At 49.2% G+C, this 25,526-nt stretch carries 28 protein-coding genes and 3 pseudogenes; 10 read left to right on the forward strand and 21 right to left on the reverse strand.

The features are described from left to right. Positions 1-12 precede the first annotated feature (12 nt). Positions 13-198 (reverse strand): annotated as a pseudogene (locus ACQ86N_RS16715) (NADP-dependent oxidoreductase); the annotation flags it as partial. A 186-nt stretch (positions 199-384) separates the two neighbouring features. On the opposite strand from ACQ86N_RS16715, the gene ACQ86N_RS16720 reads away from it, so the two are divergent. Further along, positions 385-1,029, forward strand: a complete 645-nt coding sequence (locus ACQ86N_RS16720; protein ID WP_431217446.1) for an aminotransferase class I/II-fold pyridoxal phosphate-dependent enzyme — start codon at positions 385-387, stop codon at positions 1,027-1,029. Then, positions 995-1,843 carry a PLP-dependent aminotransferase family protein gene (locus ACQ86N_RS16725; protein ID WP_431216131.1) on the forward strand — a complete coding sequence of 283 codons (849 nt, stop codon included), beginning with the start codon at positions 995-997 and terminating at the stop codon, positions 1,841-1,843. Before ACQ86N_RS16720 ends, ACQ86N_RS16725 begins: the two co-directional genes overlap by 35 nt. A 45-nt stretch (positions 1,844-1,888) precedes the next feature. Here ACQ86N_RS16725 and ACQ86N_RS16730 read toward each other — a convergent pair whose 3' ends face one another. Then, entirely contained in the window at positions 1,889-2,776 is an 888-nt protein-coding gene (locus ACQ86N_RS16730; RefSeq protein ID WP_431216132.1) for an NAD(P)H-binding protein, read from the reverse strand. Positions 2,777-2,869: 93 nt separating this feature from the next. Between ACQ86N_RS16730 and ACQ86N_RS16735 the strand changes: the two genes are divergently transcribed. Both ACQ86N_RS16735 and ACQ86N_RS16740 read left to right on the forward strand, forming a co-directional pair. Then, positions 2,870-3,847, forward strand: a complete 978-nt coding sequence (locus tag ACQ86N_RS16735; protein WP_431216133.1) for a GlxA family transcriptional regulator — start codon at positions 2,870-2,872, stop codon at positions 3,845-3,847. A gap of 123 nt (positions 3,848-3,970) precedes the next feature. After that, complete coding sequence (locus ACQ86N_RS16740) at positions 3,971-6,328, forward strand: ABC transporter permease (protein ID WP_431216134.1); 2,358 nt, start codon at positions 3,971-3,973, stop codon at positions 6,326-6,328. 26 nt (positions 6,329-6,354) lie between these two features. On the opposite strand, the gene ACQ86N_RS16745 is transcribed toward ACQ86N_RS16740, so the two are convergent. Further along, positions 6,355-7,329: a hypothetical protein gene (locus tag ACQ86N_RS16745; protein ID WP_431216135.1), complete on the reverse strand. Its 975-nt coding sequence runs from the start codon at positions 7,327-7,329 to the stop codon at positions 6,355-6,357. A gap of 172 nt (positions 7,330-7,501) precedes the next feature. Here ACQ86N_RS16745 and ACQ86N_RS16750 point away from each other — a divergent pair, with 172 nt between their 5' ends. Next, entirely contained in the window at positions 7,502-9,112 is a 1,611-nt protein-coding gene (locus tag ACQ86N_RS16750; protein WP_431216136.1) for an FAD-binding oxidoreductase, read from the forward strand. Here the strand turns inward: ACQ86N_RS16750 and ACQ86N_RS16755 are convergent. The 7 genes and pseudogenes from ACQ86N_RS16755 to ACQ86N_RS16785 form a co-directional block, all read right to left on the reverse strand. Beyond that, entirely contained in the window at positions 9,080-9,736 is a 657-nt protein-coding gene (locus tag ACQ86N_RS16755; protein WP_431216137.1) for a c-type cytochrome, read from the reverse strand. The two genes, ACQ86N_RS16750 and ACQ86N_RS16755, sit on opposite strands and share 33 nt — an antisense overlap. Before the next feature lie 551 nt (positions 9,737-10,287). Further along, complete coding sequence (locus ACQ86N_RS16760) at positions 10,288-10,713, reverse strand: lipocalin-like domain-containing protein (RefSeq protein ID WP_431216138.1); 426 nt, start codon at positions 10,711-10,713, stop codon at positions 10,288-10,290. Positions 10,714-10,845: 132 nt separating this feature from the next. Beyond that, complete coding sequence (locus tag ACQ86N_RS16765) at positions 10,846-11,337, reverse strand: LytR/AlgR family response regulator transcription factor (protein WP_431216139.1); 492 nt, start codon at positions 11,335-11,337, stop codon at positions 10,846-10,848. Between the two features lie 20 nt (positions 11,338-11,357). Then, a pseudogene (locus tag ACQ86N_RS16770) lies at positions 11,358-11,555 on the reverse strand (LytR/AlgR family response regulator transcription factor); the annotation flags it as partial. Further along, positions 11,552-12,487 (reverse strand): sensor histidine kinase, encoded by a 936-nt coding sequence (locus ACQ86N_RS16775; protein ID WP_431216140.1) that lies wholly within the window; start codon positions 12,485-12,487, stop codon positions 11,552-11,554. The pseudogene ACQ86N_RS16770 and the gene ACQ86N_RS16775, both read right to left, overlap by 4 nt. A gap of 168 nt (positions 12,488-12,655) precedes the next feature. Then, on the reverse strand, positions 12,656-12,889 hold the full coding sequence (locus ACQ86N_RS16780; protein WP_431216141.1) for a DoxX family protein: 234 nt from the start codon (positions 12,887-12,889) through the stop codon (positions 12,656-12,658). A gap of 183 nt (positions 12,890-13,072) precedes the next feature. Next, positions 13,073-13,675, reverse strand: coding sequence for a hypothetical protein (locus ACQ86N_RS16785; RefSeq protein ID WP_431216142.1), 603 nt, complete (start codon positions 13,673-13,675; stop codon positions 13,073-13,075). 648 nt (positions 13,676-14,323) lie between these two features. On the opposite strand from ACQ86N_RS16785, the gene ACQ86N_RS16790 reads away from it, so the two are divergent. Beyond that, a complete protein-coding gene (locus tag ACQ86N_RS16790; protein ID WP_431216143.1) occupies positions 14,324-14,938 on the forward strand; it encodes a helix-turn-helix transcriptional regulator in 615 nt (204 codons plus the stop codon). An 89-nt stretch (positions 14,939-15,027) separates the two neighbouring features. Here the strand turns inward: ACQ86N_RS16790 and ACQ86N_RS16795 are convergent, their stop codons facing one another. From ACQ86N_RS16795 to ACQ86N_RS16810, 4 genes are read right to left on the reverse strand one after another with little or no spacing between them, the layout of a single operon-like run. After that, entirely contained in the window at positions 15,028-15,363 is a 336-nt protein-coding gene (locus ACQ86N_RS16795; protein ID WP_431216144.1) for a hypothetical protein, read from the reverse strand. Beyond that, the gene (locus ACQ86N_RS16800) at positions 15,360-16,229 is read right to left on the reverse strand and encodes a HipA domain-containing protein (RefSeq protein ID WP_431216145.1); all 870 of its coding nucleotides are present in this window, start codon (positions 16,227-16,229) and stop codon (positions 15,360-15,362) included. The genes ACQ86N_RS16795 and ACQ86N_RS16800 overlap by 4 nt, the downstream gene beginning before the upstream one ends. Positions 16,230-16,272: 43 nt before the next feature. Beyond that, complete coding sequence (locus ACQ86N_RS16805) at positions 16,273-16,575, reverse strand: HipA N-terminal domain-containing protein (RefSeq protein WP_431216146.1); 303 nt, start codon at positions 16,573-16,575, stop codon at positions 16,273-16,275. A gap of 24 nt (positions 16,576-16,599) precedes the next feature. After that, a complete protein-coding gene (locus ACQ86N_RS16810; RefSeq protein WP_431216147.1) occupies positions 16,600-16,809 on the reverse strand; it encodes a helix-turn-helix domain-containing protein in 210 nt (69 codons plus the stop codon). Positions 16,810-17,029: 220 nt separating this feature from the next. Between ACQ86N_RS16810 and ACQ86N_RS16815 the strand changes: the two genes are divergently transcribed. After that, positions 17,030-17,320, forward strand: coding sequence for a hypothetical protein (locus ACQ86N_RS16815; protein ID WP_431216148.1), 291 nt, complete (start codon positions 17,030-17,032; stop codon positions 17,318-17,320). Positions 17,321-17,373: 53 nt separating this feature from the next. Here the strand turns inward: ACQ86N_RS16815 and ACQ86N_RS16820 are convergent, their stop codons facing one another. The 3 genes from ACQ86N_RS16820 to ACQ86N_RS16830 form a co-directional block, all read right to left on the reverse strand. Continuing rightward, entirely contained in the window at positions 17,374-17,820 is a 447-nt protein-coding gene (locus ACQ86N_RS16820) for a helix-turn-helix domain-containing protein (protein WP_431216149.1), read from the reverse strand. A gap of 9 nt (positions 17,821-17,829) precedes the next feature. Beyond that, positions 17,830-18,162: a type II toxin-antitoxin system HigB family toxin gene (locus tag ACQ86N_RS16825; protein ID WP_431216150.1), complete on the reverse strand. Its 333-nt coding sequence runs from the start codon at positions 18,160-18,162 to the stop codon at positions 17,830-17,832. A 376-nt stretch (positions 18,163-18,538) separates the two neighbouring features. Continuing rightward, the gene (locus tag ACQ86N_RS16830; RefSeq protein ID WP_431216151.1) at positions 18,539-18,940 is read right to left on the reverse strand and encodes a VOC family protein; all 402 of its coding nucleotides are present in this window, start codon (positions 18,938-18,940) and stop codon (positions 18,539-18,541) included. A 168-nt stretch (positions 18,941-19,108) separates the two neighbouring features. Here ACQ86N_RS16830 and ACQ86N_RS16835 point away from each other — a divergent pair. From ACQ86N_RS16835 to ACQ86N_RS16845, 3 genes and pseudogenes are all read left to right on the forward strand, one after another. Then, a pseudogene (locus tag ACQ86N_RS16835) lies at positions 19,109-19,819 on the forward strand (zeta toxin family protein); the annotation flags it as partial. A gap of 1,553 nt (positions 19,820-21,372) precedes the next feature. After that, positions 21,373-22,140, forward strand: a complete 768-nt coding sequence (locus ACQ86N_RS16840) for a hypothetical protein (RefSeq protein ID WP_431216152.1) — start codon at positions 21,373-21,375, stop codon at positions 22,138-22,140. A gap of 4 nt (positions 22,141-22,144) precedes the next feature. Then, positions 22,145-22,807 (forward strand): hypothetical protein, encoded by a 663-nt coding sequence (locus tag ACQ86N_RS16845; RefSeq protein WP_431216153.1) that lies wholly within the window; start codon positions 22,145-22,147, stop codon positions 22,805-22,807. Positions 22,808-22,866: 59 nt separating this feature from the next. Here ACQ86N_RS16845 and ACQ86N_RS16850 read toward each other — a convergent pair whose 3' ends face one another. From ACQ86N_RS16850 to ACQ86N_RS16865, 4 genes are all read right to left on the reverse strand, one after another. Further along, on the reverse strand, positions 22,867-23,514 hold the full coding sequence (locus tag ACQ86N_RS16850; RefSeq protein WP_431216154.1) for a zeta toxin family protein: 648 nt from the start codon (positions 23,512-23,514) through the stop codon (positions 22,867-22,869). 10 nt (positions 23,515-23,524) lie between these two features. Beyond that, on the reverse strand, positions 23,525-23,785 hold the full coding sequence (locus ACQ86N_RS16855; protein ID WP_431216155.1) for a hypothetical protein: 261 nt from the start codon (positions 23,783-23,785) through the stop codon (positions 23,525-23,527). A 148-nt stretch (positions 23,786-23,933) separates the two neighbouring features. Continuing rightward, positions 23,934-25,145 carry a relaxase/mobilization nuclease domain-containing protein gene (locus ACQ86N_RS16860; protein WP_431216156.1) on the reverse strand — a complete coding sequence of 404 codons (1,212 nt, stop codon included), beginning with the start codon at positions 25,143-25,145 and terminating at the stop codon, positions 23,934-23,936. Then, positions 25,130-25,522 (reverse strand): plasmid mobilization protein, encoded by a 393-nt coding sequence (locus tag ACQ86N_RS16865; protein WP_431216157.1) that lies wholly within the window; start codon positions 25,520-25,522, stop codon positions 25,130-25,132. The genes ACQ86N_RS16860 and ACQ86N_RS16865 overlap by 16 nt, the downstream gene beginning before the upstream one ends. Between the last annotated feature and the right edge of the window lie 4 nt (positions 25,523-25,526).

Genomic DNA, 25,526 nt, shown 5'->3' on the forward strand with positions numbered 1-25,526 from the left:
ACGACCCGGTATCGACGGCGTCCGGTTACGGCCGGCACGATCGGTCCACGTCGCAGGCCACGTTAGTTCATCGCCCGTGAAACTCGCCGAGTGAACCCGAACGACGACGTCATTGATCGCCGCCTTCGGTTCCGGCCGCTCCGCCAATTTCATCCCGGCTGCCCCTGCAGCCTCATCTGTTACAACGATCGCTTTCATAACACACCTCCTGTTTTATTTTATTGTTTTTAGAGTCGATTTCGCTATTTGGACACCACAAAATTATGTACCGATTTGGTTACCTTAGTGGGCCAATTTTAAAATAGATAGGGGTCCAATTATGATCAAACAATTCCTTGGGATTTCATTAAAAAAGGAGACCAGCACAGTCCTCTGTATCTCCAGCTGGAATCGGAGATCATACAGTTGATCTGTCGCGGCGTCCTCCAGCCGGGGCATGCCCTTCCTCCATCGCGTGAACTGGCGCAAAGCCTCCGGATCAATCGTAAGACCGTAGTAGCGACCTACGGGGAACTGGACGCGCAGGGTTGGGTCGAGATCAGGGACAGAAGCGGCGTCTATGTCTCCAGCCACCTCCCTGATACCCCGGCCAGTGCAGTTAAGCAAAACAGCAAAAAGCCGGCCCGAAACCGCCAACCTGCCTTTCCATTGATAAAACGGCTGTATCCTGATGATCTCACCCTGAACGAGCAATATTTGGAAACCGCTGCCATAGCCACGGCCCAGCCTCAGTATAAGATCGACGACGGTTTTCCCGACCCCAGAATTGCACCGATTGACCAGTTGGTGAGGGAATACAGACGACTGGGGAAGAGCCGGCTGGCAAACCAGTTGCTGATGTATGGCCCGGAACAGGGGTCTTACCGGCTCAGGGTGGAGCTGGCTGGTTTCTTAAACCGGACCCGGGGCATGCAGGTGACCGAAAAAGAGATCCTGGTGACAAAAGGGACGCAGATGGCCATCTATTTAACGACCCGGCTGCTCATCCGTCCCGGTGACACCGTTTTCGTGCCGGAACACTGGCTATAGGGACGCGAATCATACCTTTATACAGGCAGGCGCTAAACTCGAATACATTCCGGTGGATGCCGGGGGTATGGACATAGAGAGGATCGAGCAATTATGCAAGAAAAGGAAGCCACCAAAGTTGATCTATATTATCCCCCATCACCACCGGCCAACCACCGTCACCCTCAGCGCGGAGCGCCGGATGCGACTGATGAACCTGGCCCCGAAATACGGCTTTGCACTGCTGGAAGACGACTTTGATTTTGACTACCACTTTGCCAGCAACCCTCTTTTGCCCCTGGCAAGCCTCGATGCGGGAGGCCATATCATTTATGTGGGCTCCTTTTGCAAAAGCATTGCACCCGGCATCCGGATCGGCTTCATGGTGGCCCCGCAGGCGGTGATCGACGAAGCCGCCGCCATTCGCAAGATAATAGACCGCCAGGGCGAACAGCTGCTGGAGGAGGCGGTCGCCGAACTCATGAGCGCCGGCGAGATTGCCCGCCACCTCAAGAAATCACACAAGATCTATCACGGTCGAATGGAAAATACCTGCCGGCTGCTCCGCGAGCACCTCGGCGACTATCTGACGTTCGGGCAGCCCGGCGGCGGACTGGCCATCTGGGCGGCCTATAGAAAGAATATAAGCGCCAAAGCCGTCTCCGCCAACGCATCCAAACTGGGTCTCAGGATCAACGACGGGCGCGGCTATTTCTTCAAACCCAATACTTCAACGCCGCACGACTACATCCGCATCGGCTTCTGTTCCCTGGACGAAAAAGAAATGGCGGGGGCTGTGGATATCTGGCAACAGGCTCTGACCCCATTTCGGTGAGAGGGGCGAGCCCGATCAGGGTTTGTCCTGGTGTAATCAACAAATTTAGTTCACACCCTTAAGGATAGCCGCATGGTCGATCGCAAATTGCCTGAACGACGTCGGCACCAGGCCGAACAGCTGATGGACGCTATTATCAACGATCGCCACCGGATTCCGTACTCTTTCGGCGGCTTGATCAGCCAATGCATCGATAAAATAGCCTGGCATGCCCATTTTGGCCAGCATAGCTTTTCGTTCACCCCACTGGACCGGCACATATCGGATGGGAATGCCCGTGATCTCGGCCAATACACCTGCGATTTCGCTCAAAAACAGCGCTTCGGGGCCGGTCATCCGAAGCGATTTTCCCTCCTGTCCGCCGTCCGTTAACAAGCGCGCAGCCACCTTGGCGACGTCCCGCAGATCCACCGGAGACATTTGGATATTTTCCAATGGTAGCCTCAATTCCCCCGATAGTCGCACCGGCACAGCCTCACGCAGGTAGACCTGCATGAACTGACTGGGACGTAAATGAGTCCATTGCAGACCGGAGCGTTCCAGATAATCTTCTATCTGCTCATGTTCGCGGGTATACCGGAATCGCTGCGGATCGTAGCCCCGCTGACTCTCTTCGCCTGAAAATTTGATAACATGACGCACGCCGGCCGTTTTACAGGCATCGATAAAGTTGCACTGGGTTTCTACCATGCGGTCATTGGCAGACGAGATCAATATCGCGCGCTCGACACCGTTTAGCGCTGATTCGACGCTGTTTTTGGCCAGCATATCGGCTTCGAAAATCTCTATGCCGGGAAGGCTGGCAAGATCGGTGGCCTTTGCGCGATCTCTGACCAGGGCCCGGGCCGGCTGTTGCTGTGCCGCCAGCGCCTGAACGATCAACCTTCCGCTTAGACCCGCAGCCCCGCTTACCAGAATATTTATATTTTTCATAAGGACAAAATTAGAAAGCTGTCTCATCCCGTACGGGGTGTACATATAGCAGTCTTAGGGGTTGTTTGTGCAATTTTAGGCGACTAACTTCACATGATGAAAAAGCTCGTTTTTTTGATCGCCAATGGAACGTTGAAGCCAGGCAGCCTTTTTAATGCGATAGAGATATTTGAGAAAGCCAACGAGTTTCACCGGTTGAACACAGGCAGGGATTATTACGACATTAGGGTGGCTGGGCGCAGTCTGAAACAACCCATACGAAACGGGATTTTCACGTTACAGGTGGAAGCCCTGAAGCCAACGGATACAGCCGATCTGATCATCCTGCCGGGCTTCGCCGAACAGGGCGATTTTGCCATCCATGGCAGCGGTGAGGCACTGGAGTGGGTAGTTGATCAATACCGTTCCGGCGCGGAAGTGGCCAGCCTCTGTACCGGGACATTCCTGTTGGCGGCTACAGGCCTTTTGGATGGTAAACCCTGCGCTACACATTGGAAGGCCGCCGCCTGGTTTCGCCGCCTGTTTCCCGATTTGGACCTTCATACCAACAAGATCCTCACCGACCAGCAGGGAGTATATACGGCTGGTGGCGCCATATCCAGCCTGAATCTTGCCCTCTACATTATCGAGAAATACAATGGGAGGGAAGCGGCCCTGTATTGCGCCAAAGTCCTGCAGATCGATATTGACCGGAACTCGCAGTCGCCATTTATCTTGTTTGAAGGCCTGAAGGATCATCATGATGCCACGATCAGGGAAGCTCAGCATTTCATCGAACAGCACGTGAGCGACCGGATCACGGTGGATCAGTTAGCGTCCCGGTGCGCTATGGACCGCATCAATTTTTCCAGACGGTTCAAAAAGGCTACCCAGCTGTCACCCGCCAACTATGTGCAGCGGATCAAAGTCGAGGGAGCAAAACGGCTTTTTGAATCGACCGCTATGCAGATCAGTGAAGTAATGTATGAAGTCGGTTACGGCGACATCAAAGCATTCCGTCAGGCTTTCAAAAAGGTGGCGGGTATGACCCCGGCAGACTACCGGAGCAAGTTCCAAAGACTATACAACTGAACACAAAGTGTTCGGAACCGGACAGCCCATAACACCTGCCAAATCGCAACTGGTTGATTGTTAGGACGCAAGAATATAGGTATTTTTCTAGCTACTGTCCTTCTATATTCTTAAGCTAAGAACATGTTCAGAAACTATCTCCTCCTCGCCCTACGCCAGCTGCGTAAGGGCCGCAGCTACACCGTGATCAACATTGCAGGCCTCGCAATAGGCATGGCCGTGGCCCTCGTTATCGGCATCTGGATCACCGGTGAACTCGCCGTGGATAAATCCTATCCCGACCGCTCCCGCATCGTGGAGATCATGCAGGACCAACGCCCGAACGGTACCCCACCGGGTTCGCCCATCACCTATAGAGGAATGACCGTCTCCTCGGCCCTCGAGCCCTATCTGCAAAAGAACTATAAAGACGTCTTCGCTGAAACGGCGTTGTTCCAATGGCCCGGCGATGGCCTGTTGGCCAACGGTGACAAAACCATTTCCCGGCAGGGATCATGGGCCGAATACACCTTCCCCAGGATCTTCGGCTATCGGTTTCTTAGTGGGAACGCGGAATCGCTGCGCGACCCTTCCACGGCCCTCCTCTCCAGATCTGCCGCCATCGCCCTGTACGGAACGGAAAATGCACTGGGCAGAACATTCAAATACAACAACCAGCTGACATTCACCGTCAGAGGCATCTACGCTGATCTCCCCCTGACCTCCTCCTTTCATGACATCGATTTTTTCATACCGGTCACGCACCAACGTATGGACTGGCTCACCCATAACACGGATTTCAATAATCATAGCTGCCGCATCTTCGCCCGCCTCGCCGGCAATACCACCGCCGGGGCGGCTGCAGCCCGCATAAAGGACCTCTGCACCCCCTTTGTAAAATACAATATCGAGACCTATAGCGTGATTCCTTTTGATCAGCTGTACCTGCACTACGACTCCGACAGCGTCACTGGAAGCGGGCGCATCGGCTTCGTCCGGCTCATAGGGATCATCGGGGTCTTCGTTCTGTTGCTGGCCTGCATCAATTTCATGAACCTCTCCACGGCCCGAAGTGAAAAACGGGCAAGGGAGGTCGGTATCCGCAAAACGCTGGGCTCGCAGAAGCACCAGCTGATCTCTCAATTCCTCGGCGAATCCCTTCTTGTCGCCGCCTTTGCCTTTATCCTCGCCATCGGTCTGACCGAGTTAAGTCTTCCGGCGTTTAGCCAACTGGCTGGCAAACGTATGGCGCTCCCCTGGGCCGACCCGGTCTTCTGGGCACTTTCTCTCGGCGTCACGATGGTTACGGGACTACTGGCCGGCAGTTACCCGGCGTTCTATCTGAGTGGGTTCCGACCGGTAAAAGTCCTGAAAGGCGCTTTCAGGGCGGGCAGGGGCGCGAGCCTTCCGCGGAAGGTACTCGTGGTAGCCCAGTTCGCTATTTCGGTAAGCCTGATCATTGGCACCCTCGTCGTCTTCCGCCAGATTCAGTACGCGCAGGACCGTCCCGTCGGATATGACCGCGCCGGGCTGATCAATATTCCTATCAACACGGATTCGCTGGACCGGCACTTTGAGTCCCTCAGGACCAGCCTCCTCAATACCGGGATGGTGGCCAATGTGGCGAATGCGTCCACACTGCTGACGGCGTTTTACCAGAATAATTTTATGGAATGGGAGGGTATGACCGAAGAACAGAAAAGCATATCGTTCCGGGACATAGACGTCAACGCCGATTTCGGTCCCACCATCGGCTGGACAGTACTCCAGGGCCGGGATTTCTCGCGGGCCCGGCAGACCGACAGTACAGCCGCCATCGTCAACGAAGAGGGCGCGCGAGCCCTCGGCTTTAAAGATCCGATCGGCAAGACCTTCCGGTATAATAACAAGGACTGGACGATCATCGGAGTAACAAAGGACATGATCTCAAACAGTCCTTATGACAAGGTTCAACCCGCCGTCTTTTTCGGCCGCGGCGGGCACTCCGTCAACATTGTCCGCATCAAACCAGGCACTCCCGTCCGCACCGCGCTGTCTGCGATCGGGGCTGTGTACAAACAATACAACCCCGCCAGTCCCTTTATCTATCATTTTAACGACGACGACTATGCACAAAAATTTGTCACCGATACCCGCATCGGCAGCCTGACCTCCGTATTCACCGGTCTGGCCATTCTGATCTCGTGTCTGGGCCTCTTCGGTCTCGCCTCTTTTGTCGCGGAACAACGCACGAAAGAGATTGGAGTCCGCAAAGTACTCGGCGCCGGCGTCGTCAACCTCTGGGCGCTGCTGTCGGGCGACTTCCTGAAACTCATCGTCCTCGCGATGGCGGTCGCCATGCCACTCGATCGGGCTGGCCATGGCCAAATGGCTGCAGTCCTACCCGCTACATACATCCCTCTCGCCCTGGATCTTCGTTGTGGCCGGCGCCGGAATGCTTTTTATCACTTTATGCACCGTGAGCTTTCAGGCCCTCAAAGCCGCGCTGACGAATCCCATTAAAAGTCTGCGGACCGAATGATAGTGTTTTAATCCTGATACAAATGGATGGACTCCGTAGTCTTCAGTTCTTCGATCCATTGTTCGATATATTTGGAGAGGTCTTTTTGTTCAGGGTATTTTTTCAGTCCGTCGAACGATGAAAAGACGGCAAGACCCAGCAAGATGCAATATGCGACGTCGAGATGCATCAGCAGACCAAGGCTATAGCCGGCAATGAAGTTTTGCCTGGCTTCCTGAGCCGCTTCTGCGCTAAGATCGCCGTGCTTTCTCGAAAGCATGAACTGCTGCTCGTTGGAAAAAAATATGACGTCATCGGCTGACCATATCAGCAGGTGCGCGAGGTTCAGGGCCCTGAACATCGAAAAATAATTCTTCTTCCGGTCTGAGACGGACTGTTTTGTTACAGAAGCGTCGTCGTCCACGCCATTCAGCGCCATCCACAATTTGACCGCTTCATTTTCGTCCAGGGCCAGCGTGACCTTGCCATGTTTTGAAAAATCGCTGATGATGTCAATGGCCTCGTCCACTTCGTAACCGTGTTTGCCCTCCGGGTTGCCGAGGTAAAATATGAATTCCAGGTCGTTTTTATTCAGGGGCTTGATAACACTGGTCAACAAACCATCCCACAGGGCAGAAGCGCCGCGCAGCGTTGCCCAGTCATCAAAAGCGACGGTATGACATTTTTGGAAAAGAGACCGCAGCTCTTCGATAACCGCGTCGTTATTAAAAAAAGCTCGCGCCTGTTCTTCAATTTGCCCGGCCGGAAGGGTAGGACTGAGCCTCGACAGTGCCCCAAAGTCATGGGCAGCGCTCAGCGTCAGACTGCGGATACCCAAAATGTTCAATGCTTCCGGCAATTGTGATTCCCTGACACCCAATGAAGCCAACGATGAAGCGGTCGTACTCACAAACACATTATCTGCGCCCTGAAAATTGCGTATTTTGGCTAACAGGTCCGCTAGCATTGCACCCGTGTCTTTGACTTCCACATTAAACATCATGGTATAATTTTTTAAGGATGTTCTCAAAGTTAACACTTTATTGCATTTGCCGAATGTCGCCGGAAACCCCGGGATTGCCTTCACTGTTGTCGCAAATCGCCCTTTATTTGTCGTGTTCCCGAGTTTTTAGAGGGCACAAACAGACTTAGCTTTGTAATCTGAAAAAAGAAATATGGAAAAGATCATCTCAACTGATATTCGTTACCAGGATTTGGCGGAAAAGCGATTCAACAAACGCTTTACGGGGAAACCCGAATACATCTGGATTCCGCGTTCTACTGAAGACGTAGTGGATGCGGTGCAGGAATCGGTCAACAGCAACCGGAGACTAGTGGTACGCAGCGGTGGTCACTGCCTTGAAGGCTTCGTCTCAGATCCTGAGGTGCAGGTACTCGTCGATATGTCGCTCATGTCAAATATTTATTATGACACGGAAAAGTCGGCGATTGCTGTCGAAGCGGGCGCTACCGTCGGAGAAATGTATCGCAAGTTCTTCCTGAGCTGGGGAGTAGTTCTTCCGGCTGGCGAGCATCCCGATATAGGGATCGGCGGCCATGTGCTTGGCGGGGCTTTTGGCTTTCTTTGCAGGGAATATGGATTGGCTGCTGATTATCTCTACGGCGTCGAATTAGTTGTTGTGGATGCTTCAGGCAGGGCGCACAGCGTCATTGCTACCCGGGAAGAAAATGATCCCAACCGGGACCTTTGGTGGGCGCATACTGGTGGTGGCGGCGGAAATTTTGGCATTGTTACGCGGTACTGGCTCAGATCCCCGGGAAGCGGCGGCTCCGACCCATTCACCACTCTTCCAAAAGCACCAAAGACCATTACTACCTTTAGGGTGTCGTGGGACTGGAATAACTTCGACGAAGCCCTGTTTTCACGGCTGGTTCGAAATTTTGGTGACTGGGCGCAGAACAACAGTGGCCCGGAATCTCCGGCTAGGCAGTTATTCAGTTTGCTTTTTCTGAATCATCGCAATCTGGGTAAACTTGAGATGAAAGGTGTTACCACAGCTGGTCCAGGGGCAATGCAGCTGATTGACGAGCATCTGGCTTCGGTTGCCGATCCCTTGGACCTGAGATATGAACGACAAATAGAAGAAACGGCATGGCTGCAATTCGCGCTCAATCCCTTTCCCGAACTTTTTCAGCCGGGGTATGACAAGGTAAACGCAAAGGTCAAGGACGCAATGCTTCGCCGCCCTTTTTCGGACACCCAAATTGCGACGATATTTAAATACCTGACAAGTAACGATCCCGTAGGTGGGGGTTTGGGTATGGCAACCTATGGGGGCCAGGTAAATGCGACACAGCCGGGAGCGACGGCTTCGGCCCAACGGGACTGCATCCTCGATATTGCGTGCAATACGGGCTGGGCTGGCTCCGATGGCGAGGCGCCGAGCCTTAATTGGGTCCGCAATTTCTATAAGGACCTGTTTGCTGCCTCCGGCGGCGTCCCGGTACCGGATGAACAGAATGGTGGTTGCATGATCAACCATCCCGATACGAGACCTTGCCGATCCAAAATGGAACAGTTCGGGCATCCCCTGGCAAACCCTGTATTACGGGGACAATTATCCGCGTCTGCAGCGGGCCAAACAACGATGGGACCCCACCAACGTGTTCCATCACGCCTTGTCGATCCGGTAACCGCTTGCCGGGGAGGTAATAATTGCCGGCAAAATGTTGGACTTCAGTTCTCTGGAGAATCTGACATGCGCGAAATTGGTGAACGAATCAAACGGAATCTATCTTGTCTGAGATTTGATATAGTAGAATAGGGCGACAGCATCTGGTTCAGTCATGTTTTTTATTTTGATACATTCCGTGTTATTGAAGGCCCTTTTCAGCCGCTGATGAGAACTATCCGTTGCCCTTAAGTCCTCATCCGTAAAAAATCTATACAGCCAATTCGCGTCCTTTGCTGCTATGAGGTCTTGAATTTTCGGCCCTTCGACCCGACCTCGCAACTGATGGCAGGATTCGCAATCGGCAACGAAAAGCGCCTTCCCATCGACATTGGTCCTCCTGAAATGCTTGCTATCCCCCAGCGGGGGATTTCTTGACGAGTCGCTACCCGCAAATATAGCCGATTTGAATATCTGCAAAACCGTTTCGCGATCCTTGACGTTCGATGCCCAAATCGTCAAACGGTTTCCATCGGTCAGTCCCGGAATTTTCATTGTGACTTCGCCCTGTCCCGGTTTATCGGGAAGCGAAATTATGGCGGGAAATCCGTTGACTGTATCCTCCGACCACCGATACCAAGCGCGGGATTCGTTGGATAGATCGACATCATACCTGCCATAGTCGAACCAAAGGCTATCCGATCCGTTGGTAAGTCCTCCCACATAGCTATCGATTCCGCTCTTTTTCACTATGTGCCATCCCATCGGCGTCTTCATACTAAACGTACCGAAATCGAGCACCTGCCACGATCTCGCTCGCTGTGTGCAGGCAAGAACGCAAAAGAAAAAAGTGATACTGAACAAGCTTTCATAATCGATTAAATAGCGGCGCGTGACCTGTACAAATTAATATAGCCCCAATTTCTTCGCGGTTTCCGTTTCCAAGCGGTATAAACCAGATATCCCGCGAGTCCAGCTCAATATCCCCCCACCGCAATATTTATGCAAGCCTTTTGTCATACAAGTTTAAACAGTTGATGTGCCTCACTGGCCTTTAATTTGGCCTATGCTCAGCCGGGAAGATACGCCTCCCGATACAATTTGGTTAGTTGGAACGCGAAGAAGCTTCTTTTATGCATGTTTGCGCTTTTGGTGACACATGGAATATTTTATAAACTATTGAAATTCAGTTATCTTGAAGTTTCGCGTCGTCGTTCTTTCACTCCTTCCGAATTCCTCTTTGATGGCCCAATGTCACCTACTCACCTGATACGAACAAAAGTCGATACAGGTACAGCTCCATCGGGTCTCGCAGGAACCCGCCAGCTTCAGGGTGTCCCCCTGACCATAAAGGGATTCGTCCGCGTCGTCCCGTCATAATTCGGAAACGATGACCTTTCGATCTGAAAACTGATGGTGCCATTCGTCACATCCACCGCATAAGTACCGAAATGGCAGCTGGTACTCAGGACCGCATCTTTATATTCCCCAGGCGTCCCCGCAGATCGATTACCTGATGCAAATTTCAGGCGTTCCGAGCTGAATATTTCCACCACGTAGTGGTTATCCGATGTAAACACGGCGAGCCCGGCGGGCGCGGATCCATAGTCGGGAAGCCTTCGTCCGTCGGGGAGGACCTTGTCGGCGGCGATCAGGCGCCATGAGCCAATGAGCGGATTGGATTGTGCCATGGCAGCGAAGGAAAACAGCAATACCGCAACCGCCACCAGGCCTGTTTTCAAATAGTTTGTCATGCGAAAAAAGATTTTTAGTGATTACCCGGCAAATCTCCGGCGCGTTAAGAAGCCCCCAACTCCATTCAACCAACCAGTCATTTCGCTCAGAGAACGGCTGTATTCCCCAAAACAGCCGACCGGACGATGGTCTCAAAAGGTCCGGCTGCGGATAATCTCCATCAGGCTTTCCCGGAATTTGTCCCCGATCGGTATGCGGGTTTCCCCAATATGGATATGGTTGTCGCGGAGCGTGGTCATTCGCCGCATATTGACGATATAGCTTTGATGGATCCGGATAAAGGACTCGGGCAATTGCGCTTCGACGTCCTTGAGTCTTCGGTAGGTGAGGATTTCGAAGGCATCGGTCACTACACGGACGTATTCCTTTCGGCTCTCGAAGTAGAGGATATCGTCCAGATGGATCCTCCGGTGCTCGGTTCCGGATTTTACGAAAAACCACCCGTCGTGAGGGCCGTCGACTTTTTGCGTCTTGAGTGCCGGTGTCCCGAAGTGATTTTCGATTTTTTCGACGGCAGCCAGAAAGCGCCGGAGGGTAATAGGCTTGAGCAAATAGTCGACGGCGTTATAGGTATAGCTTTCGGCGGCATATTCGCTGTGGGCGGTCGTGAAGACGATCGCCACTGTAGGGGTAGGAGTGAGGCGAGCTCCATCCCGTTGATAAGTGGCATATTGACGTCCATGAACACGAGATCGGCGTCGTTTTCTTTCAGGAATGCGATCGCCTCGAGAGCGTTGTAGCACCGGGACACTATCTGCCAGCCGGTGGTTTGTGCGATCAGCACTTCCAGGAGATTGACGGCTCCGGGCTCATCATCGACTATCATGCAGCGTAAGTTCATACTACCGGAATTTTGAGACTGGCGATAAAATCCGACCCGCCCGTCGTGGTGTGCATTTCAAAGTCATTGCCATAGAGCAGTTGGAGGCGTTGGCGAAGGTTGGTCAGTCCCAGGCCTTCAATCCGGCGGGTTTCGGCATGCCGGTTGATGGAATTCCCTGTCCGGAAGACCAGGTACTTGTCGTCTTCGTCAAGAGATATCCAGATCCGGTTGACGCCGGTGATCTTGTCGATACCATGTTTGAAGATGTTCTCGACGAACGGCATCAGCAGCATCGGTGGCACATCCCGGTCGGCGTCGACGTCACGGACAAACTCGATCTCGGGCTCGGGATTGATCCGTATTTTTTCCAGGGCGATATAGTTTTCGAGAAATTCGATCTCGGTTGACAGACTGACCCGCTCTTTCGAGCTGTGGTCGATAAAATAACGCATGATCGCCGACAGTCTCTCGATCAGCAGGGCGGCCTGCGGCGCCCCCACAAATGCCTCGTAATAGATGGTGTTGAGCGTATTGAAAAGGAAATGGGGCTGGACCTGTGCCCTGAGCAGCCTCAGTTCGAACTGGCTGTGCTGCAGCAGGATCTCTTCCGACTGCCGTTTGACCACAAAATAGGCCATGGCCAGCCGGAAGACGTAGCTGAGGATGAAGACGGTGGTCACCGGCAGCAAAAATCCGATATTGGATTTAGTATCCAGCCAGTGCGGTGCCGCGGCGAATAACGGGTTCCGCAGGCCTACAGAAAGGTAGCCGCGGCCGAGACCCCCGACCAGCAGCAGAATGGCAGCGCACAGGACATAGCGCCCGTATTGCTTCTTTTGATAGAATCGCGGGTACAGCCAGGTGATATTGCCATATATAACAAAAGCATACCAGACGCAACTGTTACAGGCCGACAACAGCGAGCGTCCCGCCCCGTCAGCCGGAAGCATCGAGGAAGAAGCTGATGACGAGGATGGCCGCCCACACCAGACCGTGCAGCCAGGCCAGTCGGTAGTTGTTGCTGAATGAGTTACCTGCCATGGATGAGGCAAAAATAGACCCTTTTCCCGTTCGGTCCGTTCCCTCCGGAATGCGGTTCAACAAACGGGCATTTTATCTCAACAGAAACTCCGAAGAGATCGAAATCTGTCAATACTTATTCTTCCAGGTCCCGATAGAAGCAAACAGAAATATACTAACAGATATAATGCAGCGGATTCACCCCCTCCAAAAATATCCCCTTGCTTTATTTTGAAGAGAGCGACTGACATGGTAATGATCAAAGGAACCGCTGCAACTCTTGTAAACAGTCCGAAAATAATGAACATTGGGCAGAACAACTCTGTAATCATCGCCAGAGGCCAGCGAATCAGAACTGCCTAATCCAAGAAAATCCAGAAAACCGCTTTTCATCTTTTCGAAGTGCGACAGCTTTTGATATCCGTGATGCATTGTCAGTATTCCGATAACCACCCTTAGTATGAGCACCGCGAGGTTGTTTTGGCATTCTGCACGGAGCATCGTCGAAATTTTCCTCATAATCCTCCGCTTATGCCAGTCAATTTCTCTTTTCCTTTGAGGGCCCATTCCTCCTTTACTTTTTCAAAGTCATTACGGAATTTTTCATTTTGGAAGAGCTTATCTGCAATTTGCCTGGCTAAAATCCTCGACCCTTCGATGTCGCTGGGGAAGTGAACGCCTATGATTTCTCGCGAATGTGCCATCTTGTATGCGTCGGCAATAAAGATATCGGTAAATTCAGGTGCTAATTTCTGATAAATATAGGCTAGCAAATAGGCATCTGTTGCTGTCCCCGTGGGATAAGAGGGCGCATCTGCTTTTTCCAGGTTATGTAGCCTGGGCTCCAGAATATACGGTCTGATCCGTGCGTATTTATATTTAAAAGCCCAAATAAAATAATTTGCATCCTGCCAGACATTTGCCATGAGGTCCGCGGTCAAAGGAAGGGATTTTGCATTAAACCAGGTCCCTACGGAATGTCCAATGTAGAATAAATTAGCCCTGTTGTCGTCATATAAGGAATCGCCCTTATGAATATTAAGATTGTAGTAGATATCTGATAGAAAATGGCTCTCCTTAATGTCTTCCTCAGTTCTGTTCTTCTCCAGTTCAGACATATATCTCAGTTCCGCTTGAGTTTGAAGGGAACTATTCGCCGGCGGTGAAGGAATTTTAAAATCGGATAATGAGGTGTCTAAAAGGTAGAACGGCGCAAGACTCAGTCTTTTTTTACTGAAGCCGGATCAGAGATATAACTTAGTGAATCTGTTTTTCGGCAGGTGACCTTGCGGCCGGGCTGAAACCCTGTAACAGCTTATAGTGTCCCCGTGCAGGCGTCAGCTTTTCATTGACTGTTATTTCTTTTCGTTTATTTGCCTGAGTCTGGCTACAAACAACACTGGTCCGAAGGACAACTAAAGTAAAAATCAGAAATGATGCCTTTATTGTGTAAATGACTGGCTTTTTGAGTGTTTTCATATGTCATCGATATATTTATCCAAAATTAGGATGGTCCAAAAATGAAAACGTGTAAAAAATGACTAACTTTTGATATTATGAAACATTGGCAAGGTTCGAACACTTCCCCCTGTTATTATTGGTACAATAAGGCAGCCCTGTTTTATTCGTCCAAGATCACTACTATGCATTGTCACAATACAATGCAGATAGTTTTCGATATTCAACGTAACTTCCGGTGCAGATTGAAAGGCGGCTATTGGAAAAGTTGTAACAGTGTAATAATTAAGGAGAATGTAGTTCACCAATTGAATGCAAACAATAGCGTTCAGCTGATCATTTACCTTGATTCGAATACTGAGACCGCAAGGGCTATTAAGGACCGTTATCTCGGAGGAAATGATATGTGTTGCCCTGATTTGGGCATATTTCAGATTACAAACACCGTCGAATTGCAGAAGTCGATTATTAGCCCTCAGCCTTTCATGTTAGAGAAATTGGTGTCCAAAATATTGACTTATTTGTCGGGAAAACTCCGGCATAGCCAGGTAGATAAACGAGTCGCACTGGTAGAACAGACCATAGCATTATCCCATCCGGATGATTTCACTCCGAAGAACCTGGCTGAAAAGGTTTATCTATCAGAAAGCAGGTTGCGTTCTTTATTTAAGGAGGTGACAGGGATTTCGCTGCATCGGTATTACCTATCCAGTAAAATCCGGATTGCAATCAATCACATCATGATGGGAAACTCAATAAAGGACGCCGCGATCCGGGCTGGATTTACAGATGCAAGTCACCTGCAGAAGATGATGTTGAAGCACTACGGGATAAGCCCATCCCGTTTTATTAAAGAAAAATTGATGAGTGCTGACCTGATTTTAGACTCCAGGCCGCTTTGGCTTGAAACAACGGTATCCTAAAAGCGGTCTCTGTGCCGATGGTCGAACGAAAATGTATTGTCTTGCCTAAATTGGCCGAGGAGAGAACGACGAAATAGTGGCTCACATTTTCAGGGTTTGGGATATTCAACTGATAATAGCAGGTCTCCTTCTACTAACGACACGTATTTCAGGTCCCGCGTTTGCCGATATTCGTCTGAGTTATGGAGTTCAATAAAGGTGTATTTATTCCCCGTTTCCAGCGCGTCCGACTCATCTGTGTGTTCGAAATAACCTGTCATGACCTTTTTATCCATAAACTTCAGTCGGGTGGGGGCGTGTGTTACTGCATAAACCCCAGGATATTCCGGATCCATCTTCCTGGCAATCATTTCTCGCGTCATGCCCATTCGAATGATTTTATCCTTGTAGGAATAGGCGTATTTCTCTTTTGCTTCTTCGCTCAAAAAGAAATCTCGATCATATCCATAACCTTGTCGTTTGCGGATAATAGAAGCGTGAGTATCTGGTCTCTTCTGAGTGGCACCAACCCAATTTTATCCGCTAATGCTCTGAAGTCGGCCTGGCCATAATAACCAAAGCTGCTGTAAAATGGGCTATCCATGGCTCCCGGATAAAGGTCGAGCGCCGTGTCTGATTCCAGCGGAGTGTGCAAGACTGTGCTCATCAGATCATAAGCAGGGGACAAGGCATAATCTCCCATATCACTTTGGAGTAAAGAGAAATTTTTAAGATGGGCATCTCCGTTGGAAAAAAGGTAATTGAAGAGAACAATCCGGAAATACCGTTCCAGGTTTGGGGGATACGCCGCCACATATTTGCGGATCAGGGTTCCAATCTCTTCGTAAGTACCGTCGTATTTAAAATGCTCTCCATGCGTGTTACTGCTGCGTCCGCTGATTTGAGCCATATCTTCCTGCTGGTACTTGCCAGCCCCCGGTTTCACATCAAAGCGACGGGTCAGATATGCCGGCGTGCCATCCTTGAAATAGATAAGTGCGTTAGCCGCAGTGCGGATGCCAAATAGTTGGGCCGCCATTTGCATGGTAAGATGCTCATTTTCCGGCGCCTCCTCTCTTAAGACAAGCTGGGTCGAAGGGGGGATTGGTTTCAAAATATACTCGCCGCCGGTTTCAGTCAATACGAGTTCTTTCCCTTCTCGCTTCAGGGAGTATTTTAATTGCACTCCAGAAATGGAGAGCCTTTTTGTTTTTCCTGGAAGATGGCAATGTTGTCGGCTTTGGGCGGATCGAACGGTAGAGTGTGGCTTACCCGGTGCCCATCGAATAATAATTTGCGGCAGGCAGTGCAATATCCTTCAACATTCTGTTTGTAACATCCGTAACACAGCATTTTTATTCTATTATTTCTTTTACGGCGATGGCGCCGATGGTATCTGCTCCGGCCGTTTTAAGAAGCCGGGTAAAATCATCATTTTCGTCGATCTTCAGCAGTCGGCATTGAATTTCTTTATTGACACCTTCTGCGAGCAAACCTGAAAAAAACGGGAAAAGTATTGGGCTGTCATATGTGCGTTGCGTTTTCGGTAAGGTTAGGCTTATTGAAGGCCGCAACGGGTTGGCCCAATAGCACTGGCTCATACTCGAAGCGGTAGTCTTCGGGGCCTCTTTTCTCGAGGTAGCCCGCAAGCTCGCCATTGTTATATATTGCTGCTTTTGCCATCAGCCCATCTTTTTAATTCGTAGGATCAGCTCCATCCCAAGGACGGTTGCCAATTTTTCCAACGTCTCTACAGATGGATTACCCGATCCGGTCTCGATGAGGTGAATCGTTTTGGTAGCAATCCCACTCATTTCAGCCAAATCTTCCTGGCGCAGATTGAGAAATTGCCGCCTGACCTTGATTTCTTCGCCTATTTGCGTTATATTCATCGGTAATATATTGCTGATTTATACAAATGTAGCGAAAATTGGACAAAAAAATAGATAAAACGGTAATATATTACATGTTTGACGTAAAACGAACCCTGACTGTCAAGGGGTTAAAAATCGGCAATATATTGCAGATTGATCTCGATAAATTGGTTGGCAGAAAGATGGCTTACTATCAGTGGTTTTTCTAACCCTCTTGAATCTCGCACCCCACGTTTTTATGGGTTTACTCAATAGAATTATAAACGGCGAACCGATACCTTTTGCACCGCCTGCAAGCCCACCGGTAGGCAATACTTCAGACAGATCGACTTCCAATGGTAACACAAGTTCAGGTGGTGAAAATCAAGGCTCTGGTAAAGGAAGAGGGTCAAATGACCGCAAGCCTGATCCCAACGCAACGGGTGCCCATAGCGTGATAGACGGAAGTGGCGCCACGACATTTAAGCAAAATCCTAAAAATCCTAAAGGATGGGAGAAAACAGAACATATAAGTCTTATTCAAATCTGAATGTGGGCAAATTTTGAGGACAAAATCTTTCGCCAGTTTCTTAGATATTAAAGTTAGGCAATCGCAATTCTCTTCTTTGTATTCATGACACTCGCGTTTTTTAAATGGGCATTGATAGGAGTAACAAGTTTATATGGTCGGTTAAACGCTTCCTGGGAAACCTTAAAATGCGCCGCCAGTTTCCGGATAACATCTTTGGATAACCCCTTTTTATAGTGAAGTATTTCTGAAAGATATCCTTTGCTAATTCCCAAAATCTCCACAAGATCTTTGGACTTCAGTTTGTGATCTGCAATAAAGGAATGAAGTAAACGTATTGGGTCAACCTCCTCAAAGGTATTGTGCTCTGCATCCCACTTTTCAATAAGAAGAGTTAGTAGATCAATTTCATCCCCGATCCGAGGTACTTTCGAGTTAGAAAAGACAAGGTCCTTCAGTATCCGGGTATATTCCTTATACTGAGTCTTATTCTTTATTACTTTATATTTTAGTTCAGACATAATCTTGAATTAATATCGGTTAACAGTGTATTGGAGATTGTCATCACAGAGCTTTGTATATTCGGCATGAGTTCCCAGCCAGCATATAAAAAGATGCACATTTCTCTCTCCAAAAGCATATTTGCAGATCATTCGATATGCATTACCCCCAATGTCAAAAACTACCCGGTTCGATTCTTTACCAAGTAAATCAGCAGCTCCAAAGGTATTTTTCATATCGAGAGGCTTCAACCAACTGGCGTATTTAAGCTTTTCCAAAAAATCTTCGAAAGAAGGTCGACTTCGGGCATTGCCTAAAATATAGTTTTCAATCGTTTCTATCCGTATTAAATGGACTTTCATGGCAAATATAGTATTTTTTTCAAAAGTTCTCTAAAAGAGAACATAAGGACGATTCAAGCCTTAATAATTACGAACGGTGTGCGAATTAACTACAATATGGTGTTGTTCTACACTCATATTTCTTCCTCCATTATTTTCTTGATGTCCTCATAACGGTAATAGAGCGTGTGTAAGATTCCCCACAAGTCGCCCGCGGAGGGTTAGAGAAAATTCTCTAATTGAGGTCCCCCCATTTCTCGGGCCAATGTGAAGTGTAGGAATTCGGGGGAGGTCATTTGGGCGAGGGTAGTGTTGTTTTCGGTCTGGCGGAGAGAGAAGGACAAGTTTCGAACCTCTTTATTGATGATTTATTGAAAATCAATAACTATTGTTAGGTTTAGAAGGGTCTATAGAGAAACTTTTTTTGCTTTAATTGGAAAACATTTCCTTCTGGATCCTCACCGTCACATAACCAAAAATCGTAATCGTCAAAAGTTTTGATATCCCTCATAGCAATATTCTGGCTGATTAGATGAGTTCTCACCTGAGCGATATCTTCATGGATTTCAAAAACGATTTTGGTATTGTTATTAAACTTGAGCGAACTTTTGCTTTTATCTAAATATTGATCACCGATTTTGTGAAGACCGATTTTTCCCTGTCCAGCTTCCAGCAAAGCCCATAGAGAACCATATTCATCTATTAGGGAGAAGCCAAATGTCTGGCTATAAAAGGACTTCAAATTTTCGACATTGTGAACGTACAGAATAATGGTATCCAGGCTTGCCTTAATATTCATGATATGGGTTATTGAGAGTTAAAAACGGACCAAATCTGCGAAGAAAATGTAGCTTAACCTAATAAAAAAGGGAAGAACCGAGTCTAATTCTGCACAATCCTTCCCAAATTGACCTGAGCGGGGCAAGAGGGACAGTTTTGGTCGTGGGTCAACCTCGGAGCTGGGAAGACTGAACTGATTGAGATGGTGAAGGAAACGGTAAGAGAAAATATCCTGGTATGCAATGCGGATGAATTGCGAAATTTTCATCCGCAATACGACGTCATCATGCGTGAACATGAACCAGAGGCCACAGACATCACTTGGCCTGCCGCGACCGATTGGAACAAGCGACTGATCGAGTATGGGGTCATTAAAGGCTTTAACATTCTTGTCGAAACTACGGGGAAGGATTTGCCATTGATTTTAAAGACGCTGGAAGAGAAAAAGGCAATGGGTTATATCAACCATGTTCATATCATGGCGATCCCAAAACGGTTCAGCTGGCTGGGTATCCATCTGCGATACGAGCGTTTGAAGGAAAGGAGCCAATATGGCCGGATCACGAAAGAAACGGAGCATGATGAAAGATTCGATAAGTTGTGCGGGAACATGCCAGGTATAGTTAATTCGCAACATGTCGATCATGTCGTCGTTTATACGAGGCGGCCATTGATGAAACTAGGTCAGGTATGCCCTGTTGTCCCTTTAACGGTCACTGCGGGTATGGCCATTTTTGCATTCCGCGAGGCCGTCGAAAAGAAAATGGGGCTTGATGACCGGACCTCTTTTTATGAAGTCAGCAGTCGGATCTCCGAGTTGATGCGTCAAAGAGGTGCGCCATTAATGGATATTGAAGCCTTTGAGGAGAAGGCCCAGAAACTGGGGGGCGAAGAATAGTGACCTGCTTTCGTCGGAATGCTGCATACGGAGGTCGAGGATTGAAGTCCAGTTGGTACCGGAACTATGGGTCCTGCGCGACCATAAGAAACTTACAATGATAGATACTGATGGCCTTATAGGTGATAGGGTTTGGACCAGGCGATTAAAAGAACATGTAGGCGTGTTAGATATAAAACAGAGTTTTTAAATCGCTGTCGGCAGATTTCGCGATAGGTTTGAAGCTAAATGGCTTTATGATACTCGTAAAAGTTCGAATCTTCAGCAGGAGAAAAACGTGACATTATCCAACAAAAAAGGGAAGAACCAAGCAAAATTCTGCCTAATTCTTCCCAATTCGGAACGTGCGGAGAGAGAGGGATTGCCTCCGGCGATCCCCGGAGTGGGGGCTTAAACCACATTCCTGCACCTTCAGGCGGCTACGCCGCCTTCGTTTCTTGTTTTCCACATCTGGTCCGAGCGAGCTCGTCCCATCTGCTACAAACAAAAAACCCGCAGCAAAAGCTGCGGGTGCAGTAACGTGGTTTGCGGAGAGAGAGGTTCTCTGACCCGCTCGTAATACCATTTATAATCAATTAGTTATAGGCCTGCAAAAAGGACACTCACTGGATCACTCATTCGTATTTTGGTTGCGCGAATTCTGAAACAAAAATACGAAAATTTTGACTCAAAGACGGCAGGTAGACGGGACGATTTTAGGATGGCGATTTGCGAACTTTTCCCGTCAGGTGCCTCTGCCTTTCGGGATTTGATGGGGCTAGAGGTATTTAATCTGTACTACTGTCAATATTTTGGAATGAATGGCGCTAATTGTGCACATCCTGTGGTTAAAAAATTTAGCAAACGGTTAAGGGAAGTCGGTATCTTCGTAATAGTTCTTTTAGTTTTGGCAGGAGGCGTCCGAAGACAACTCCCGTTCCGATTGCCATGGGACAGCTAAGCCGTAGGGGCCCGTTGAAGGCCGAGCAGCCTGGCACCCCCCATCCTCCAAGGCGCTTGTCAAGGAGAGCAATTGGCCGGAGAGGACGGAAACGGTCTTTTGCCACGATTGCCCGGGAACTAGTAGCGCTAGTCAGGTGGATCAGAACCTTGTTCTATTGCCTGAGAGTGATCTGTTCTCTGTGCCATCCTACAGAACCCACCGTGCATAACAGTGTTATCATTTTGGATTTGGTGGAACCAAGCACCTACGGGTGTGGAGGGCACAGGCAGTCGGCTGATGTGGATAAAAAATTTGGTCAAGTGAAAAAACAAGCCATCTTTAGGTATGCGAAACCCTACACATGCCGTTTCCGCGAATCGGCAGACAACGAACACCGTGATCGACATTGCTCCTCCCTCTGGGGGCGCACAGCGAGGAAGGCTCGGCAGGAGGCGTCCGAAGACAACTCCCGTTCCGATTGCCATGGGACAGCTAAGCCGTAGGGGCCCGTTGAAGGCCGAGCAGCCTGGCACCCCCATCCTCCAAGGCGCTTGTCAAGGAGAGCAATTGGCCGGAGAGGACGGAAACGGTCTTTTGCCACGATTGCCCGGGAACTAGTAGCGCTAGTCAGGTGGATCAGAACCTTGTTCTATTGCCTGAGAGTGATCTGTTCTCTTTGACTTTTGTAATGCTGTTATGCCAGCAATGGCTGAATCCAAAGACATTACTACAAATGAACACCCCAACCTTATTTGACAAACTCTGCAGTGTAGATCACTTATTATTTTCTTGGAAAAACCTCAATAGGACCAACCCTGATTCATTTGGTCTTAGCGGCGAAAGTATTTCGGAATTTGAGGCAAACCTCGCCACCAATCTGGAAAGCATGTCCCAACAGCTTAGGACAGGAAAGTATAGGTTTTCGGAGACCCGTCCTTACCTGATCAAGAAAGACAATGGCAAATTTCGGCCGCTGCAGATCCCCGAGATTTCGGATAGACTTGTGCTAAAGGCTATTGCCATCATTCTAGAGGGCCATTTGCAAAAGGTGCTACTGCCAGGTAATGGGATCAGCTTCGCTTATCAAAAGGGGAAGGGAATACAAGATGCGTTATCTTCAATTACAAGGCATTACGATAGTGGCAATCGATTTGTGTATGAGGCTGACATCGTTGATTTTTTCGGAACTGTCGACAGGCTCCGGATCGTAGATCGAGTTTGTCAGGAATTGCCGGATAAAAGCCTTAATTCGCTGATCGAAGAAGGCATCAAGCCAAGAATAGGAGACCGGCGTCGATTCCTCCTGATCAACATCATCTTTTCAAAGACAATGGCGGAATTCCGCAAGGGAATCCGCTATCCCCCTTTTTTCCAATGTATATCTATCTCCGTTCGATAAAACCATGAGTGAGCAAGGGTATCACCTCGTTCGGTACGCCGATGATTTCGTTGTTTTGGCTCCTTCCAGAGAGGAAGCAAAAGCGGCTTACGATTATTCCCGCAATTATCTCAAAGATAGCTTAAGCTTGGATATCCATGTTTTGTCTGATGAAATAAGTTCGAAAACGAGAATTGTCGACCCTTCGAAGGAAACGTTTTCATTTTTGTCAATAACATTCGACGGAAAGCAGTTGTTTCCCAGTGTTAAAGTAAAAGAAAAATTCATTGACAGCATACTGGAGTTGAGCAGTGAGTTAAAGGCCCCGAATATTGTTGGATTTCTGACTAAAATTAAAAATAAGCATGACGGATGGATATCTACCTTCCTGTTTACTGACGAGAAACGGTATTTTGATGAAATCGATTTCGTGATCAATTGGGGCATTTATAAGTATTTAACGAATGCAGGGTGGCCTCTCCAAAGAAAATCGCTGAAGCAAGTGCCTTCACAGTTTCGTCGCACCAGAAAAAGTTTTTACAAAAGCGGGCTGTGTCTTTCTCCCGAACAGCGAAAAAGCTGTGGCATTCCACTTAGCAAGGATTTGTACACCCTCCGAAAAGCAAAACAATTGCAAAAAGAACGTCCATCCAAGCCAAAAGCGGAATCTAAAAAAGCGGCCGCTTAGGCACCTACTTTTAAAACCAGACTAGATTTCGGTTTCAAGTAGGCCTTAGTCGATAGGATTCACTTGACTTCACGCCCCATTCCCCGTATTTTTTCTGTAATTGAAGGAAGATCATTTTGAAACCAGGAAGGAAGCTTTTCAAATGGCAGCGCAATGGTGGGCATTCCATTTTCAATAACTGCTAAAACGACATGCTCGGCTTCCGATGTGTCGATGATCTGGACCGTTTGAAACATACTATAGTGCCGATTTAGCTTTTCCAGATTACCGTAGAAATTATCGGCGACGGTACGCGGATCAACATAGTGCCCGCCAGACTGGGACCGGTCTACGACCCGAAGTTCGGAGAGGGTGGTGTCCTGTAGGCCGAGGAAGATTAGATGGACAGTATATCCAGCCGCTAGGAACCTGCGAGGAATATCCCAGGTAGCTTCGTTCGTAAAGTGACCTTCATAGGCAAAATCTTGGTTCGTGGTGAGGGCAACATCTACAAGTTGGTCGAAGGTCTCGGAGACAAATGCATATGCTAACTTGGCGCACTCTTTATGCGATTTAATGTTTCGCCAGAGCTCTTTTCTTTTCTCCACGAAGAGTTTGTCCCCGTCAAAAACGGGGCCTCTTTCCCGAATGTGGTGCGGCAAATACTTTGGACCAATGGTTGATTTTCCCGCTCCATTGGAGCCGGTGATAATAAAAAGTTCGGGCATAGCGGAGCGACTATTGAAGGCTGGAAAAACCGTACCTCTTTCTAAGCATCTCTGCTTCTGCTAACGAAAGCGTGCGGATTACCGTAAATTCCCGGGCGGCGTTTTTTAAGAAAACAAGCAGAATCTTGCCATCAGGGTATTCAAGATAGCATTGGTTGGACTCAAGTTCCTTGGAATTGATCATGAAAGGATGGCCGCCATGCAATTTCTGCAAGCGGAGCTCCTGAACGGCCTCGTTACCGATTTTCTCTATGGTTTGGAGAGCTGTCATTGTCTATAAAGGTACGAATAAAAAGTGAGTACGACAAACTATTCAGCTGAATTTCAATTGGGTATTGGCCTCTTTTAGCGGCAACAAATGTGCTTGAAATCTTTCGGCGTTGCATCAAAAAGAGGTCCGTGCAATGGGGGGATAGCAGTTACCGTCTATGTCGGTGTCCTAAATATTGGTCATGCCCAAAGTGATCGGGGCCGGCCGGCTGTGTATGAAGAACGGCGGATAGGACCTGGGGGACGTTGGCGCTGTAGCGGGAATCTTCGCTGAGTTTCGCTTGCTGTCGTACTTGTTGCGCTGGTCGCTGCCGGTTGGTGATGGCCTCACCAATAGCTGCAGTCGAATATTTAGGGTCCAGAGCCTTGCCGGTGATAGCTGTATGGGTTCGGTGATCGACGAAGACCTGGTCGTGGCGGTTTCTTCCATTGGCAGGTGGCCGGACAATTTCAATGCTATCGTATTGTAGTCGGGAAACCAGCGCGCGCATGCTGGCGGGCTCCTCAGACAGCGCCGTATCGAGGCGACTCTTGATCGACCGCACATGGTCTTCCATTTGGAGTCGGCTTTCCGCGTATTTTTTGCCCAGTTTGCCCTGAGTTGGACGGCTGGGTAACTGGGAGGCCATAATGGGCGGGCTCATGCGGTTGCCATGGTCATCGAGAGCGACATAATACAGGCCGTTGTATTGCCGGGTCTTGCTACCTAGGCTGCCGGTTTCAGCAGTGACATTGTAGCTGCGAAGGATGGCATTGTATTCGGCCAGATTCGTAAAATGATAGTGCTTCATGACGGTGCTGACGACGCGGTCCAAGGCTTCAGAGGCGGGCTCAGAGGAACCTTGACTTATCTTTCGTACCTCTTCTGGCGCAGGAGGTTCGGAGCCTTGGCGGCGTTGGGCGGGGATAAGATCAAATTCCCGCTCGATAGCTTTGCGGGTCGGTTCGGAAAGGCGAACACCCATCTGGTGCGTATTGATCCGGGTGCCGTCGGGGCGGATCAGCGAGCTGACAATATGAATATGTGGGTGGTTGGCGTCATGGTGCCGGTATACAAGGTACGGCTGGTCCTCCATTTTAAGGCCCTGCATGTAGCGGTCTGCGATGTCGGCGAGCTCTCCGTTAAAGACCTTTTCTTTGGGAGAGAAATTAAGGGTAATGTGTAACATTTTGACCTTCGACCGGGTGTTGAGCTCGTTGAGCCGCTGGAACCGGTCAAGTTTTTCTTCGTAGCTGAGGTTGTTTTTACTCTGCAAAAAATTGCCGGCGTGAATGAATTCTGCCTTGCCCTGTGCTACCTTTTCTTCGTTGTAGGAGATGGGTTTGGCGATGCTTCTGACGGGATTTAGACGCGCGACCATAGTTGATATGCTTTTTCGATGTTAGTAGAAATAGTTTCGATCTGCTTAGTCAGGCGGGTCTTGTCCTGCTCATTGAGGAGGATCCACTGCTGAATGTCCGGTAGATGGCGCAAGGTATTGGCTCGGCGGACCGCCTGGTTGAAATTCCCGCTGATGGTTTTGAGTTCGCCCCTGAGCTGCAGCATTCCGGTCATAAAGTCATCCAGCGATAGGTTGTGGTAGCGCAGGATGATGGGCTTGCCGAGAACGATCCTGCGGGCGTATTCGCTGAGACTGCTGCAGGTCGATTGGCGGTGCAGGGCCTCGAGGGCCTTATATTCTTCTTCGTTCATGCGGACTGTCAACCATTTTGTTCGTTTTGTTTCATTCCGTTCCATACTG

Source organism: Puia sp. P3, assembly GCF_050632245.1.
Classification (GTDB): Bacteria; Bacteroidota; Bacteroidia; order Chitinophagales; family Chitinophagaceae; genus Puia.